14 protein-coding genes and 1 tRNA gene are annotated in these 14,880 nt (G+C 69.3%); 10 read left to right on the forward strand and 5 right to left on the reverse strand.

Going from position 1 to position 14,880, the window contains the following annotated elements:
* The first annotated feature begins 28 nt into the window (after nt 1-28).
* Nucleotides 29-1,597: a carboxylesterase/lipase family protein gene (locus OG947_RS05130; RefSeq protein WP_328813259.1), complete on the forward strand. Its 1,569-nt coding sequence runs from the start codon at nt 29-31 to the stop codon at nt 1,595-1,597.
* A 4-nt stretch (nt 1,598-1,601) separates the two neighbouring features.
* Here the strand turns inward: OG947_RS05130 and OG947_RS05135 are convergent, their stop codons facing one another.
* A complete protein-coding gene (locus OG947_RS05135) occupies nt 1,602-2,468 on the reverse strand; it encodes an Fpg/Nei family DNA glycosylase (protein WP_328813260.1) in 867 nt (288 codons plus the stop codon).
* 20 nt (nt 2,469-2,488) lie between these two features.
* The gene (gene cobF, locus OG947_RS05140) at nt 2,489-3,235 is read right to left on the reverse strand and encodes a precorrin-6A synthase (deacetylating) (protein ID WP_328813261.1); all 747 of its coding nucleotides are present in this window, start codon (nt 3,233-3,235) and stop codon (nt 2,489-2,491) included.
* Between the two features lie 23 nt (nt 3,236-3,258).
* Here cobF and OG947_RS05145 point away from each other — a divergent pair, with 23 nt between their 5' ends.
* From OG947_RS05145 to OG947_RS05155, 3 genes are read left to right on the forward strand one after another with little or no spacing between them, the layout of a single operon-like run.
* Nucleotides 3,259-4,056 carry a thymidylate synthase gene (locus tag OG947_RS05145; protein WP_056446937.1) on the forward strand — a complete coding sequence of 266 codons (798 nt, stop codon included), beginning with the start codon at nt 3,259-3,261 and terminating at the stop codon, nt 4,054-4,056.
* Nucleotides 4,053-4,532: a dihydrofolate reductase gene (locus OG947_RS05150; protein WP_027504172.1), complete on the forward strand. Its 480-nt coding sequence runs from the start codon at nt 4,053-4,055 to the stop codon at nt 4,530-4,532. Before OG947_RS05145 ends, OG947_RS05150 begins: the two co-directional genes overlap by 4 nt.
* 40 nt (nt 4,533-4,572) lie before the next feature.
* Nucleotides 4,573-4,899: a cupin domain-containing protein gene (locus OG947_RS05155; protein ID WP_328813262.1), complete on the forward strand. Its 327-nt coding sequence runs from the start codon at nt 4,573-4,575 to the stop codon at nt 4,897-4,899.
* Between the two features lie 47 nt (nt 4,900-4,946).
* On the opposite strand, the gene OG947_RS05160 is transcribed toward OG947_RS05155, so the two are convergent.
* Entirely contained in the window at nt 4,947-5,900 is a 954-nt protein-coding gene (locus OG947_RS05160) for an acyl-ACP desaturase (protein WP_027504174.1), read from the reverse strand.
* A gap of 321 nt (nt 5,901-6,221) precedes the next feature.
* On the opposite strand from OG947_RS05160, the gene OG947_RS05165 reads away from it, so the two are divergent.
* The 4 genes from OG947_RS05165 (at nt 6,222) to OG947_RS05180 (ending at nt 10,323) form a co-directional block, all read left to right on the forward strand.
* On the forward strand, nt 6,222-7,463 hold the full coding sequence (locus OG947_RS05165; RefSeq protein ID WP_307095423.1) for a PucR family transcriptional regulator: 1,242 nt from the start codon (nt 6,222-6,224) through the stop codon (nt 7,461-7,463).
* Between the two features lie 54 nt (nt 7,464-7,517).
* Nucleotides 7,518-7,590 (forward strand) — tRNA-Arg (locus tag OG947_RS05170).
* A gap of 25 nt (nt 7,591-7,615) precedes the next feature.
* Nucleotides 7,616-8,512, forward strand: a complete 897-nt coding sequence (locus tag OG947_RS05175; protein WP_328813263.1) for a DUF3089 domain-containing protein — start codon at nt 7,616-7,618, stop codon at nt 8,510-8,512.
* 473 nt (nt 8,513-8,985) lie between these two features.
* Nucleotides 8,986-10,323: a DEAD/DEAH box helicase gene (locus OG947_RS05180; RefSeq protein WP_222627727.1), complete on the forward strand. Its 1,338-nt coding sequence runs from the start codon at nt 8,986-8,988 to the stop codon at nt 10,321-10,323.
* On the opposite strand, the gene OG947_RS05185 is transcribed toward OG947_RS05180, so the two are convergent.
* A complete protein-coding gene (locus OG947_RS05185) occupies nt 10,303-11,586 on the reverse strand; it encodes an MFS transporter (protein WP_328813264.1) in 1,284 nt (427 codons plus the stop codon). The genes OG947_RS05180 and OG947_RS05185 overlap by 21 nt on opposite strands.
* A 141-nt stretch (nt 11,587-11,727) precedes the next feature.
* On the opposite strand from OG947_RS05185, the gene OG947_RS05190 reads away from it, so the two are divergent.
* Nucleotides 11,728-13,716, forward strand: coding sequence for an ATP-binding cassette domain-containing protein (locus OG947_RS05190; RefSeq protein WP_056446923.1), 1,989 nt, complete (start codon nt 11,728-11,730; stop codon nt 13,714-13,716).
* Entirely contained in the window at nt 13,713-14,444 is a 732-nt protein-coding gene (locus tag OG947_RS05195) for an energy-coupling factor transporter transmembrane component T family protein (RefSeq protein ID WP_328813265.1), read from the forward strand. Before OG947_RS05190 ends, OG947_RS05195 begins: the two co-directional genes overlap by 4 nt.
* 3 nt (nt 14,445-14,447) lie before the next feature.
* Here the strand turns inward: OG947_RS05195 and OG947_RS05200 are convergent, their stop codons facing one another.
* Entirely contained in the window at nt 14,448-14,879 is a 432-nt protein-coding gene (locus tag OG947_RS05200; protein WP_056446917.1) for a type II toxin-antitoxin system Rv0910 family toxin, read from the reverse strand.
* Between the last annotated feature and the right edge of the window lies 1 nt (nt 14,880).

Consider the following 14,880-nt stretch of genomic DNA (forward strand, 5'->3'; position numbering starts at 1 on the left):
TCACTCGGCTCTCCGTATAGTCGGCCGGATGGGGCAGGGAGACTTTTCGACAGAGATCACCACGAGCGAGGGGCGGGTCCGCGGATTCGTCGCGCGCGGTATCGCGCAGTGGCGGGGCATCCCGTACGCGCAGCCGCCGGTCGGACCGCTGCGGTTGCGCGCACCGCAGCCGCCGACGGCATGGGAGGGCGTCCGGGACGCCACCCGCTGGGGTGACGCGGCGGTCCAGGACTCGGGCCGCTCCCCCATCGGTCCCATCAAGGGACAGGGCACCAGCGAGGACTGCCTGACGCTGAACGTCAGCGCGCCGGCCACCACGCCCGCCGGCCCCCGCCCCGTCATGGTGTTCATCCACGGCGGCGCCTACACGCTGGGAACGTCGGCCACCTCCATGTACTCGGGCACGTCGCTGGTCCGCCGCGGCGACATCGTCTACGTCTCGCTCAACTACCGGCTCGGCGCCCTCGGGTACCTCGACTTCCGACAGTTCTCGACGCCCGACCGGACCTTCGACAGCAATCTCGGGCTGCGGGACCAGGTCGCCGCGCTGCAGTGGGTCCAGCGCAACATCGCCGCATTCGGCGGCGATCCGGACAACGTCACCATCTTCGGCGAATCGGCCGGCGGCAACGCGGTCACCACGTTGACGACCGTGCCCGCCACGAAGGGCCTCTTCCACAAGGCCATCTCGCAGAGCTCGGCGCCGGGCATGGTCGCCACGTCCGACCGTAGCGAGAAGTGGGGACGCGACTTCGTCGAGTTGCTCGGTGCCACTCCGGACACCGCCGCCGACACGCTCGCGGGAGCCGACGTGGCCGACCTGCTGAAGGCGGCTCACCGGCTGGGTTCGAAGAGCCTGAAGGAGACTCCGGGGCTCATTCCGTTCGGCCCCAGCGTCGACGGGGACTACGTGCCGGAGGCGCCGCTCGAGGCGTACCGATCGGGCCGCGCGCATCCCGTCCCGATGATCATCGGCAGCAACGAGCACGAGGGCACCCTGTTCCCCAAGTGGCTCGACGCCCTTCCCACGAATGCCGAGCGCATCGACCGCCTGTTCGCGAACACCGACCCGTCGGCCAGGGATCGCATTCTCGCCGAGTACCCCGGATACCCGAAGGGCCTGTCCGCCATCGACTTCGGCGGCGACATCACCTTCTGGCGACCGTCGCTGGAGATCGCGGACGCGCACACCGAGCACGCGCCCACCTACGTGTACCGCTACGACTACTCACCGCGGTTGTTCGACCTGCTGAAGCTGTACTCGACGCACGGTTCCGAACTGTTCGCCGTGTTCGGCGTCTACCGCGCCCGCGTCGGGAAGTTCTTCGCGATCCTGGGCGACTGGGGCAGCTCGGTGGCTGTCACCGACGAGGTGCAGAAGCAGTGGCTCGCCTTCGCGAGAACCGGTGCGCCCGAAGCGGACTGGACTCAGTACGAGGTGCCCGGGCGCGCCACTCGGATCTTCGACAGCGCGACGCGGATGGAGAACGATCCGCTCGGATCCCGTCGCGCTGCGTGGGAGGGCTTCAGCGGCTACGACACACCGACCGGATCCTCGGCCGGTACGGAGAGCGAGTCGTCGCAGGACTTCCGCTGATCGGCTACTTCACGAGACGGGACAGACGGCGGTCGGCGAGAATCCGGCCGCCGGTCTGGCACGTGGGGCAGTACTGGAACGACCGGTCGACGTAGGAGACCTCGCGCACGGTGTCACCGCAGACCGGGCAGGGCATGCCCGTCCGCGCGTGCACCCGCATACCGGACCGCTTCTCGCCCTTGAGCCGTGCCGCGTCCTGACCCTCGGACCGCGCGACGGCGTCGAGCAGGACCGAGCGCATCGTGGTCCACAGCAGGGTCACCGACTCGGGGGTGAGCGAGGCGGTGGTGGCGAACGGCGAGAGCTTCGCGGTGTGCAGGATCTCGTCGCTGTAGGCATTGCCGATCCCGGCGAGCAGTTGCTGATCCACCAGTGCGGTCTTGAGCCGAGAACTCTTGCGGACGAGCAGTTCCGCGAACTCCGGCTCCGTCACCGCGAGGGCGTCCGGGCCCAGGCGGGCAATGCCGGGCACCTCCTGCGGATCGCGCACGACCCACACGGCGAGCCGCTTGCGCGTCCCCGCCTCGGTGAGGTCGAACGCGGGGGTGAGCCCCTCGGTCGTGAAGAGATGGACGCGGAGTGCGAGCGGCCCCTTGCCCGGCTTGGGCGGCGCCGACGACGGATTGTCCGTCCACCGCAGCCAGCCACCGCGCGACAGATGCGTGACGAGCCAGAGCCCGCCGGCCTCGATGCCGAGGTGCTTGCCCCACCGGGCCGCGCCCGTGATGTCCTTGCCCTGCAGATCGGTGACCGGCGGGTCGAAGGTCTTGAGAACGCTCAACGCGGCGACGTCGATCCGCCCGATCACCGCTCCCAGCGCATGCTCACGGAGGAAGCCCGCGAGAGCCTCGACCTCGGGTAATTCCGGCACACCTCGACCCTAATCGGAAGTCACGGTCGATGGACGAGATAGGTGTCCATCACCCAGCCGGCCTCGGCCCGCAGAGCCGCCCGGCGCGCGACGATCTCGTCCCCGATGTCGTCGACGGGGCCCGCCAGGGTCACCTCGCCGGGCGTGCCCAGGTTCGCACCCCACCACACGTTCCACCCGGGCAGCGACCGGAAGCTGCAGTCCGAGTCGAGCATCACCACGGCCGCCGTGACGCCGTCGGGCAGGCCCTCGTCACGAAGCCGGCGACCGGTGGTCGTGAGGACCGGCTCCCCCACTCGGTTCATCACGATGCGGTGCGCGGCCGCGAGCGCCGACGGACTGGTGACACCCGGGATCACCGAGACCTCGAACGGGCTGTCGAGCACCGCGCGCACCCGCTCCACCACGCGCAACGTGCTGTCGTAGATCGACGGGTCGCCCCACACCAGCATCGCGCCGACCGACTCGGACGGCTCCGCGTCCACGAGGTCGGCGAGCATCCGGGCGCGGAGGTCGTGCCAGGTGTCGACGGCGTCGTCGTAGTCCGACGGCGCGCGGTCGCGCGGCGGATCGGTGAACTCGACCACGCGATGGTCGGTCGGCACGTGCTCGCGCAGGATGCGGGTGCGGACGTCGACCAACTCCTGCTTCAACGCGCCCTTGTCGATGACGAAGAAGACGTCGACGGTGTTCATCGCCTTGATCGCCGCGACGGTCACCTGGTCGGGATCCCCCGCGCCGATACCGATCACGTGCATGGTCCTCATCTGCCTGAGCCTAAGGTGTAGCCATGGTCGCGACGCCCTACGAGGATCTGCTCCGCCGCGTGCTCGCGGAGGGCACGCCCAAGTCCGACCGCACCGGGACCGGCACCACCAGCCTGTTCGGCCACCAGATGCGGTTCGACCTGTCCGAGGGATTCCCGCTGGTGACCACCAAGCGCGTGCATCTCAAGTCGATCGTGCACGAGCTGCTGTGGTTCCTGCGAGGCGAGTCCAACGTCGCCTACCTGCGCGAGAACGGCGTCACCATCTGGGACGAGTGGGCCGACGAGAAGGGCGACCTGGGGCCGGTCTACGGAGTGCAGTGGCGCTCGTGGCCCACACCGTCGGGCGACCACATCGATCAGATCTCGCAGGTGATCGACACCATCCGCCGCGACCCCGATTCCCGACGCATGATCGTCTCGGCCTGGAACGTGGCGGAGATCCCCGACATGGCACTGGCTCCGTGCCACGCCTTCTTCCAGTTCTACGTCGCCGACGGAAAGCTGTCGTGCCAGCTGTACCAGCGCAGCGCCGACATGTTTCTCGGCGTGCCGTTCAACATCGCGAGCTACGCCCTGCTCACGCACATGGTCGCCGCGCAGACCGGCCTCGAGGTGGGCGACTTCGTGTGGACCGGCGGCGACTGCCACATCTACGACAATCACGTAGACCAGGTGCGCGAGCAGTTGACGCGAGACGCGTTCCCCGCCCCCACGCTCCGACTCGCTCCACGTGACTCGATCTTCGACTACACCTTCGACGACATCGAGATCGTCGACTACCAGCACCATCCCGCGATCAAGGCACCCGTAGCGGTATGACGATCGGGTTGGTGTGGGCGCAGGCGCACGGCGGCGTCATCGGCAAGGACGGCACGATTCCGTGGCGGGTGCCCGAGGACATGGCGCACTTCCGTGAGGTCACGGGATCCAGCCGCGTCGTCATGGGACGGCGTACCTGGGACTCGTTGCCCGCACGGTTCCGCCCTCTGCCGGGCCGGACGAACATCGTGCTCAGCCGTGACGCGTCCTGGTCCGCGGAGGGTGCCGCACGTGCCGCCACGATGGACGAGGCGCTGCTCGGCGGCCACGACACGTGGATCATCGGCGGCGCGGACATCTACCGGCTCGCCCTGCCGCACGCCGATGTCGTCGAGATGACCGAGATCGATCTGGACGTCCCCGGCGGCGACACGGTCGCTCCCGAGGTACCGGCATCGTTCACCCGCACCGAGGGCGCCTGGCAGACGAGCAGCGCATCCGATGTTCGCTATCGATTCGTGCGCTACACGCGCTGATTCGCCGCGCCGGGGCCCGCTGAGCGGGACAATACGACGCATGGACAAGAAATCGCTGACCGCGCTCGCTCGGCAACAGCTGAAGCTGGCGAAGACCGCGTCCAGCGGACGGAGTTCGCACACCGTCTACGGCGGACATCAGCGCAGCCTGCGGCAGACCGTCGTCGGCCTGGCCGCGGGCAACTCGCTGGCCGAGCACGATCTGAACGGGGAGTCCACGGTCCTGGTCCTCAGCGGCCAGTTCCAACTGGTGAGCGGTGAGCGATCCTGGAAAGGTTCCGCGGGCGATCTTCTCGTCGTCCCCGACGCCCGCCACAGTGTGGAGGCCGTCGAGGACGTCGCGTTCCTGCTGACCGTCGCGATGTAGGACGGGCAGGCCGGAGGCCGGTCGATCGAAGACGGTCGTCAGATCTGTCAGACGGCGATGGCTTCGCCGCGTTCGCGGTCGCGGGCCAGTGCTCGGTCTCGTGACTCCTCGAAGCGCACCGCCTGCTTCTCGAGGTCGGCCAGGTAGTCGGCCACCATCTCGCGCAGCTTCTCGCCCTCGGGTCCGAAGTCGGTGCGCTCGAAGATGTCCCACTTGCGCAGCACCGGCATGATGACCTCGTCGAGGTGCTGGCGCAGGTCGTAGATGCCGTACTTCGCGATGAGGACGGCGTTGCGACGGAAGTCCGGCTGGTTGAGCCCCGGCATCTGGAAGTTCATGACGACGTCGGCGATCGCCTTCATCGTCTGGTCCGGCGCGAGCTCGATGGCCGCCGAGCACATGTTGCGGTAGAAGATCATGTGCAGGTTCTCATCGGCCGCGATGCGGGCGAGCAGTGCGTCGGCGATCGGATCGTTGCAGGCCTTGCCGGTGTTGCGGTGCGACACCCGGGTGGCCAGCTCCTGGAACGTCACGTAGGCGACGCCGTGCAGCAGGTTGGCGCCCTCCATCGGCGAGTCGATACCGACCGTCATGTGCTCCATCCGCGCCTGCTCGAGCGCGACGGGATCGACGCTCCGGGTGACGACGAGATAGTCGCGCATCGCGATGCCGTGGCGGTTCTCCTCCGCGGTCCAGCGACCGACCCAGGTTCCCCAGGCCCCGTCCATCGAGAAGTTCTCGGCGAGCCCGCGGTGGTAGGAGGGCAGATTGTCCTCGGTCAGCAGGTTGGTGACCATGGCCGCCTTGGCGACCTTCGACAGCGACGACTGCTCCGGCGACCAGTCCTGGCCGCCCAGCATTGCGAAGTTCTTGCCGTCGCTCCACGGAATGTAGTCGTGGGGGTTCCACGGCTTGGCCAGCGTCAGATGGCGTTCGAGATTGGTTTCCGCTACCGGCTGCAGTTCGCGCAGCAGCTCGATCTGTGACAGCACCTGTGGCATGAGGTTCCCCCGTGACGCGTCGTGTTCCGTCGACCTGGCCGGCCGACGAGAGGTGACGCTAGGACGGGTCCGATCGGGCCACCGCCGCCTTGCGTCGATGTTGGGACGAGTCGCAGGACGGTCCGATTCCGCCTGGCTCGGGTCACAGCGCCGCGAGGAAACGCGGGACGAAACTACACATATGAACTTTTATTGCCCTACAATCTGAACTTGCGCCCCGTTTTTGTGCGAGTGACGAGCCAGTCGACCGTCGACGTGGAGGGAAACCGCCACGTGACACGGAGTGGACGTACGGCTCGCCGACCGGAAGGAACTAGTTACGTGAGTGTCGAGAACACGCAGTCGTCCCAGGCGGCTGCGGTGGAGAAGAGCACCACCGGACTCATGGTGGCAGGCCGCACCGGCGTGCCGCCACGCGACCTCGAGAACGTCGCTCGTCGGACGGTGGGTCAGCCGGCTGCGGCCACCCGCACGTCGACACTCGGCGCGACCCTCCGGGCTGACGTCACGGAACTGACGGTGTCCTGCCTGTCCATGGCCGTCGGCGTCGGCGACGCACCCACCACCTCGGACGAGGACATCGCCGAGCTCGGTGGCCGCGCGGCGCAGTGGGCCCGCGAGGGTGTTCCGCTCCGCGCCGTCCTCGGCGTCTACCACGAGGGCATCCAGATGGGCTGGGACCTGGTGTCCGAGCGCGCGACGGGCAATCTCAAGGCTGTCGCCAAGGCGTTCGTCGCCCTATCGGAGCGCATCTCGACGGCCGCGTCGGCCAGCTACGTCGACGAACTGCAGGCCGTCGCGAGCGAGCACCACACCGCCGCGCACACCGTCGTCACCGCACTGCTCAGTGGCCACAACGCGCGTTCGGTGGCCCGCCAGTCGGGCATCGAGCTCGCCGACTCGTTCACCGTGCTGGCCGTCTCCATCGCCGCGCATCCCGACGAGTCCAACCCCGCCCTGCCGCGCGCGGTCACCGCCCGTCGCAAGCTGCGCCGCGTGCAGGCCGAGCTGGCCCTCGTGTGCGACCGCTCCCCCCTGTCGATGCTGTCCGCCGAGGGCGGCACCATTCTCGTTCCCGGCGAGCGCGACGACGAATGGGTCGCCACTCTCGTGGAGCGCATGTCCGTCGCCGCCGAGACCGCGGTCACCGCCACCGTCGCCACCAGTTCCGTCAACGACGTGCCGGCCGCCTCGGATCAGGTGCACGAGCTTCTCGACCTCGCCCAGCAGCTTCGTCGACCCGCCGGTGTCTACCGCATGACCGACCTGGTTCTCGAGTACCAGCTCACCCGCCCCGGCCCCGGCCGGGCGTACCTGTCACGCGTTCTCGTCCCGTTGGACAACTCGCCCGAGCTGCTCGAGACCCTCGAGATCCACATCAACCACGACCTCAACCGTCAGCGCTCGGCGCGTCAGCTGCACCTGCACACCAACACGGTCGACTACCGCCTCAAGCGGATCGCGCACCTCACGGGGTTCGATCCCACGCGCCCGTCCGGAATGCGGCACCTGCAGGCCGCACTGGTGGCACGCAAGCTGGAGGCCATCTCGCCCAGCGCCTGACAGACATGTCGACCCGGTAGAGTGCTGAGCGTCAGCCCGGCTCTCGCCGGGTCGGCCCTCGTAGCTCAGGGGATAGAGCAACCCTCTCCTAAAGGGTAGGTCGCAGGTTCGAATCCTGCCGAGGGCACCGAAAGCCCCGCTACAGTCCAGCCATGACGCGCGCGCTCCTCCTGGTGGCAGCCCTGTTCGGCTCACTCTTCCTGTCGGTGCCGGCCGCGTCGGCAGCACCGTCGACAACCTGGCTCTGCCTGCCCGGCACCGCGGATCCGTGTGGTGGTGGCACCGACGCCCCTGTCGACTGCTTCTACGTCTACCCCACCGCCTCTCTGCAACCGGCGCAGTCGGCGAACCTCGACGCGTCCCCCGAACTCGCCTTCGCCGCGGCGGCGCAGGCCCGCCCGTTCGACTCCGTGTGCAACGTCTGGGCTCCGGTGTACCGGCAGGCCACGCTGCTGAGCCTTGCCACGGCCGACGGTCCCGCACGCGACGCGGCACTCGCCGCGGCCTACGTGGACATCGATCGAGCCTGGACCGATTTTCTCGCGCAACGGGACTTCAACCGTGGTGTCGTGCTGCTCGGCCACTCGCAGGGGTCACGCATGCTGCGCACACTCCTGCAGAACCGCATCGAGCCGGATCCCGCGGCCCGAGACGTGCTGGTGTCCGCGATCATTCCCGGCATCTCGGTGCGGACGTCGGACTTCACCACCGTCGCCCCGTGCGCGGATGCGAGCGAGACCGGTTGCGTCGTCGCGTATTCCACGTTCTCGCGCACTCCCCCGCCCGACTCCCGCTACGGCGGCGACGGCATCCTCTGCACCAACCCGGCGTCGCTCGGGGCGAATGCCAGGACGCCGGTGCTGGGGCCGTTGCCGAACCTCACGGCGCAGTGCGACGGTGACAACGTGCTCGTGATCGACGGCCCCGGAGCCTCGGCCCTGCCCACGCTGCCGAACGCGACCTGGGGGCTGCACCTATTCGACCTGACGATCCCGCAACAGACACTGGTCGATCTGGTGCGGTCGCAGAGCGCGGCGTTCACTGCCTGACCCATTTGTCGGAGCGCACACCGGTTCCATCAGGCGCACACCCCTTGCAGCCTGCGGGAAAGTGTGTGCGCCCACGACAAGGGGTGTACGCACGCGAACCAGCGCAGCACCCACCCCACACGGTGACCCATTTGCCGGAGTGGACACCGGTTCCGCGAACCGCACACCCGCTGCGGCCTGCCGGGAGGGGTGTGCGCCCACCGGAAAGGGTGTGCACGCACTGCCGATCCCGTTCCGCCACAACAACTCCACGCGGCAGAGCGTGCGCGGCGCCGGCCCCACCCGCTGCGAGACGGCGGTCACAGCGACCGACCGGCTACACTGGGTCACGCTGCTGCGCCACTGTGCGCGGCGTACGTCGTGGAATCAGCACGAATTTTTCTTACGGCGATCGGAACTGCCCACCGGCAGTCTCGCCATTCTGCGCTCCGCCACAGGAGTGCTCAGATGCCCGAAAGGCACTCGAACTCTTCATGACTTCTCCCTCCTTCGCCGACCTCGGCGTCAGTGACCGTCTCGTCCGCGCTCTCACAGCTGCCGGCATCGCGTCACCGTTCCCCATCCAGGCGGACACCCTGCCCGACACGCTGAAGGGTCGCGACGTCCTTGGACGCGGAAAGACCGGCAGCGGAAAGACTCTCGCGTTCTCCATCCCCATGGTGTCCCGGCTCGGCGAGACGTTCTCGGGCGTCCGCAAGCCCAACCGCCCGCGTGGTCTGATCCTCGCCCCCACCCGTGAGCTGGCCACCCAGATCGCTGCCGCCCTCGAGCCGCTCACCATGGCGTCGAACCTGCGCGTCACCACGATCTTCGGTGGCGTCTCGCAGGCGCGCCAGGTCACCGCGCTCAGCCGCGGCGTCGACATCGTCGTCGCCTGCCCCGGTCGCCTCGAGGATCTGATGAAGCAGCGTCTGGTGACGCTCGACGACATCGAGATCACCGTGCTCGACGAGGCCGACCACATGGCGGACCTGGGCTTCCTGCCCGGCGTCACGCGCATCATGAAGGCCACACCCTCGCACGGACAGCGCATGCTGTTCTCGGCGACGCTGGACAACGGCGTCGACAAGCTGGTCAAGCAGTTCCTCACCGACCCGGTGCAGCACTCCGTCGACGAGGAGAACTCCCCCGTCGCCGCGATGACCCACCACATCTTCGAGGTGGGCGGCGTCGACGGCAAGAAGGCGCTGGTCCAGCGCCTCGCCTCCGGTGAGGGTCGCCGCATCCTCTTCATGCGCACCAAGCACCAGGCTCGCAAGCTGGCGCGTCAACTCACCGAGGCCGGCATCCCGTCCGTCGACCTGCACGGCAACCTGTCGCAGGCTGCGCGTGACCGCAACCTCGCTGCGTTCTCCAACGGCGACGCGCGCGTGCTCGTGGCCACGGACGTCGCGGCGCGCGGTGTGCACGTCGACAACGTCGAGCTGGTCGTCCACGTCGATCCGCCCGCCGAGCACAAGGCCTACCTGCACCGCAGTGGCCGTACGGCCCGTGCGGGCAGCGCCGGCGACGTCGTCACCGTCGTCCTGCCGGAGCAGCGTCGAGACCTGTCGGTCCTGATGCGCAAGGCCAAGATCGACGCGGCGCCGCAGCGCGTGACCGTCGACTCACCGGCCGTCCAGGAGCTGGTCGGCGACGTCGCGGCCTACGTCAAGCCCGCTCCCAAGGAGGCCGCACCGGCTCCGAAGCAGCAGCAGCCCGGACGCGGACGCTCCACCCGCGGCGGTCATGCCGGCAACTCCAACGGGGGTTCGGGTCGACGTCGTCGCCCCACCACCGCGCGCAGCGAATCAGCCGGTTACCGGGGCTGATCGCCGAGCGATCCCGACGCTGAGCACCGCCGCCACGACGCAGAGACCAGCTGCGCCGAACCAGGCGGCGGTGTACTCACCGGTGGCATCGCGCACGACCCCCGCCACCACGGACGCGATGCCCGCGCCCACCTGGTGCGAGGCGAACACCCAGCCGAAGACCAGCGGCCCCTGCGTGCCGAACACCTCGCGGCACAGAGCGATGGTGGGCGGCACCGTGGCGACCCAGTCGAGGCCGTAGACGACGATGAACACCACGATCGACGGGTGCAGGGCGTCGGACAGCAGCGCCGGCAGGAACAGCAGGGCGACGCCTCGGAAGGCGTAGTACGCGCCCAGCAGCAGTCTCGGATCCACCCGGTCGGTGAGCCAGCCCGACGCGATGGTGCCCACGATGTCGAAGATCCCCACCACGGCCAGCAGTCCCGCGGCCGTGGTCTGCGGCATGCCGTGGTCGTGCGCGGACGGGATGAAGTGCACCCCGACCAGCCCGTTCGTGGTGGCGCCGCAGATCGCGAAGCCCACCATCAACGCCCAGAACGTCCGCACGGACGACGCGTCCCGCAGTGCTCGGATCGCCCGCATCGCGGGATTCCCCGTGACGAGCACCGGGGCGGCCTGCTCGGTCGCCCCGTACGGCAGCTCCCCCACCTCCTCCGGGGAGTTCCGCAGGAACAGCAGGACGAACGGCACCACGGCCAGCGCACCGCCCGCCACGACCAGTGACGCCGTCCGCCATCCCGAGCTGTCGGCGAGCGCGGCGACCACGGGCAGGAAGATGAGCTGACCGGTCGCGGACCCGGCCGTGAGGATGCCGGACACGAGCCCGCGCCGCCGCACGAACCAGCGGTCGGTGACCATGGCGGCGAAGACGAGTGCCATCGATCCGGTACCCAGGCCGATGAGCAGTCCCCACGTCAGCAGGATCTGCCACGGCGCGGTGACGAACACGGTGAGGGCGCTGCCCAGGGCCACGACGGTGAGGGCGACGGACGTCACCGTCCGGATGCCGAAGCGGTCCATCAGTGCCGCCGCGAACGGTGCGGTCAGCCCGAAGAGCAGCAGGTTGACACCCACCGCCGCGGACAGCACGCCGCGCGACCAGCCGAACTCGTCGGTGATCGGCACCATCAGCACCGACGGAGCGGCGCGGAACCCCGCGGCCCCGAGGAGTGCGAGGAACGCCACGGCGGCGACGAACCAGGCCCGGTGCACGCGTCTCGGGCGCGTGATCTGCACGGCGGCGTCGGAGTCGGACGTCATGGCTCACTTTCTCGTTCCGCGGGTCTCCGTCGGAACGGGAACCGGACACGCCGGTGGCACACTCGAGGGGTGAGATCCAGGACGGCCACAGGTCGCGGTACGAAGACGCTACACCCGGACGAACTCGCGACCGGATCGGTGATGACCGCCCTCGCCGTCGCGTTCTCGGTGATCGGCGCCCTCATTCCCGTGGCGGGTGCGCTGCAGATCGTCGCCATCGTCCCGTTGGCCGTCATCGCCCACCGCCACCGCCTGCGGGCACTGGCCGTCGCCGGTACCGCCGGCATGCTCGTGTCGTTCGTCGCGGGCGGGTTCGGCACCGCGCTGACCATGACGATCTCCGGAGTGCTGGCCGGGATCGTCGGAGTGAGCGTCCGACGCGGACGTGGGTTCACGTCGGTGCTCACCCTCTCGCTGCTCACCGGCGCCGTGGTGGGCGCCCTCTCCGTGCTGATGCTGCTGATCCTCAGCGGACTACGCGAGCTGTTCCTCACCGTCCTCGACAACTCGATCCGCGGCAGTGCGGACATCGTCGGCAGGATCGCACCCGCCGAGGACGTCGCCACCGCCGTGGCCGACTACGCCTCCTTCGCCCTGGGGTACTGGTGGGTGCTCGTCTTCGTCTCGGCGCTTGTGTCGACGGCCGTCAGCGGCGTCGTCGCGTGGTGGGTGCTGCGCGCCACCCTGTCCCGCCTCGGCGAGCTGGAGTCGCGGGGCGAGTTGCCCGACGTCGTGGTCACCCCCGACGACGCGGCCGCACCGCACCCCGTGCCCGTGCGGTTGACGGGCGTGACCTACCGCTACCGGGGCGGTCACGACGACGCGCTGGGCCCACTCGATCTCGAGATCGTGCCCGGCCGTTTCGTGGCCGTCGTCGGCGCCAACGGATCCGGCAAGTCGACCCTCGCTCGCATCCTGGTGGGCACCGAGCCGACGGGCGGCCGGATCGACCGGACGGGTTCCACCGGGCTCGGCCTGATCGGCGGAACCGCGATGATCCTGCAGCACCCCGAGTCCCAGATCCTCGGCACCCGCGTGGCCGACGACGTCGTGTGGGGCCTGCCGGCGGCGGCGCGGCCGACACCGGACCGTGTGGAGGCCCTGCTCGCCGAAGTGGGCCTGGCCGGGTACGGGCTGCGCGACACCGGCAGCCTGTCCGGTGGCGAACTGCAGCGCCTCGCCGTCGCCGCGGCGCTGGCTCGCGAACCACGGCTGCTGGTCGCCGACGAGGCCACCGCGATGATCGACCCGGAGGGTCAGCGCGATCTCGTCGAACTGCTCGCCCGGCTCCCCCGTCGCCACGGCATGGCCGTCGTCCTCATCACCCATCGCGCGACCGAGGCAGCGCTGGCCGACGACGTCGTACGGCTGCACCGCGGCCGCCGGGTGATGCACGACCCGAACTGGATGTCGTCGACTCCGCTGCGGACGGATCCGCTGCCGCCGCCCGGACCACCGTTACTGGTGCTGCGCGGCGTCGGTCACGTGTATGACCGACGCGGTCCCTGGGCCACCCGCGCGCTCGAGGGAATCGACCTCACGGTGCATCGCGGCGAGGGGTTGCTCGTCATCGGCGGCAACGGCTCCGGCAAATCCACGCTGGCCTGGATCATGGCCGGCCTGACGAAGCCCTCCGAGGGCACGTGCGAGCTCTCGGGCAAGGCCACGTCGTCGTCCGTCGGCACCGTCGCGCTCTCGTTCCAGCACGCTCGATTGCAACTGCAGCGCCGCACCGTGTCCGAGGACATCGAGGCCGCGGGAGGAACCGACGTGGGCACCATCGACGTCAGCCGTGTTCTCGATCAGGTGGGACTCGATCGCCGCATCGCGGGCGCGCGTGTCGACGAACTGAGTGGCGGGCAGATGCGGCGCGTCGCGCTGGCCGGACTTCTGGTGGGCAAGCCGGACGTCCTGGTGCTCGACGAACCGCTCGCCGGACTCGATCCGCCGGGTCGACGGGAGATCACCGCCCTGCTCACCCATCTGCGCCGCACGGGGCTCACCCTCGTCATCATCTCGCACGACGTCGACACCCTGGCGTCCGTCCGCTCGCGCACCGTCGTGCTCGACCACGGCACCGTGGCGCCCGAGTCCACGAACGACACCATCGAACGAGGAGCGACCCGGTGAGAGGCACACTGCTCCGCGAACTTCCGCGGGAGACGTCGGTCCACCGACTCTGGGCGGGAACGAAACTCGTGGCGGTCACGCTGCTGGGCGGGTCGCTGGTAATCTACCCGACCTGGCCGATGCTCGCCGCGGTGTCCGTCGTCCTGCTGCTCGCGGCGATCGCCGCGCGGGTCCCGGTGTTCGCGATCCCCGTTCCGCCGTGGTGGCTCTGGGGACTGGTCGCGTTCGGTGCCGCGGTGAACGTGGTGGTCGGCGTCGACGCCGTGTGGATCTACTTCCGCGGCATCCTGTTCGGCGTCGTGCTGCTGTGGGCGACGCTCACCGTGGCCTGGACGACGTCGATGGCGGACATCGCACCGGCCATCGCCACTCTGTTGTCGCCCCTGCGCAGAGTCGGTGCGCCCGTGGACGAGTGGGCCGTCTCGATGGCTCTGCTGCTGCGGTCGCTGCCGATGTTGGTCGACGACGTCTACACGCTGGTGGCCGCACGCAAGCTCCGACCCCGCAAGAGCACGCGCAGCGGCAAGACGCAGGACACATTCCTCATCGACATCATGGCCGCCATCATGTCGGTGGCCATCCGGCGGTCGGCCGACATGGGCGAGGCGATCGCGGTGCGCGGCGGCAGCGGCAGCATCACGTCGGGCCGACGTCGCCCGCACGGATCCGACGCGGTCGCCCTGGTGCTGGTGATCGCCGCGTGCGCGACGGGGGTCGTACTGTCCTGACGCTCAGGAGAAGACGGTGACGAACGTGTCGACGGACTTCTCGATGTCGCCCTTGAGCGCCCGCGCCACACCGGATCCCACGGGACCGAACAGGGGCGCGCCGCCGAGATCGATCGTCATCTTCAGCTCGGAGCCGTCCTTCTTCTCCGCGACGGTGAGCTTCAGCGAGACCTTGACCCCGCCCTTGCCCGCGCCCTTCAGCTCGAGCTCGCGCGGCGGGGAGTACTTCTTCACGGTCCACTGCACCCGGTTCCGCATGCCCTTGACCGACACCACGGACGCCATCTGCGTGCCTTCGGACAGTTCGGCGGGCAGGTCACTGCGCCACCCGTCGTGAATGCTGAGCCATTCCTCGTACCGCGTCAGATCGGATGCGCCGTTCCAGGCATCCTCCGCGGACAGAGGAACGATGCGGACCACCTCGAGTTTCGCCACG

It is taken from the genome of Rhodococcus sp. NBC_00297 (genome assembly GCF_036173065.1).
GTDB lineage: Bacteria > Actinomycetota > Actinomycetes > Mycobacteriales > Mycobacteriaceae > Rhodococcoides.

What these genes read in the sequence shown, in the direction of transcription:
- OG947_RS05130 (WP_328813259.1), top strand. Translation starts at nt 29, where the DNA reads ATGGGGCAGGGAGACTTTTCGACAGAGATCACCACGAGCGAGGGGCGG.
- cobF (WP_328813261.1), bottom strand. Translation starts at nt 3,235, where the DNA reads ATGAGGACCATGCACGTGATCGGTATCGGCGCGGGGGATCCCGACCAG.
- OG947_RS05145 (WP_056446937.1), top strand. Translation starts at nt 3,259, where the DNA reads ATGGTCGCGACGCCCTACGAGGATCTGCTCCGCCGCGTGCTCGCGGAG.
- OG947_RS05150 (WP_027504172.1), top strand. Translation starts at nt 4,053, where the DNA reads ATGACGATCGGGTTGGTGTGGGCGCAGGCGCACGGCGGCGTCATCGGC.
- OG947_RS05155 (WP_328813262.1), top strand. Translation starts at nt 4,573, where the DNA reads ATGGACAAGAAATCGCTGACCGCGCTCGCTCGGCAACAGCTGAAGCTG.
- OG947_RS05160 (WP_027504174.1), bottom strand. Translation starts at nt 5,900, where the DNA reads ATGCCACAGGTGCTGTCACAGATCGAGCTGCTGCGCGAACTGCAGCCG.
- OG947_RS05175 (WP_328813263.1), top strand. Translation starts at nt 7,616, where the DNA reads ATGACGCGCGCGCTCCTCCTGGTGGCAGCCCTGTTCGGCTCACTCTTC.
- OG947_RS05180 (WP_222627727.1), top strand. Translation starts at nt 8,986, where the DNA reads ATGACTTCTCCCTCCTTCGCCGACCTCGGCGTCAGTGACCGTCTCGTC.
- OG947_RS05185 (WP_328813264.1), bottom strand. Translation starts at nt 11,586, where the DNA reads ATGACGTCCGACTCCGACGCCGCCGTGCAGATCACGCGCCCGAGACGC.
- OG947_RS05190 (WP_056446923.1), top strand. Translation starts at nt 11,728, where the DNA reads ATGACCGCCCTCGCCGTCGCGTTCTCGGTGATCGGCGCCCTCATTCCC.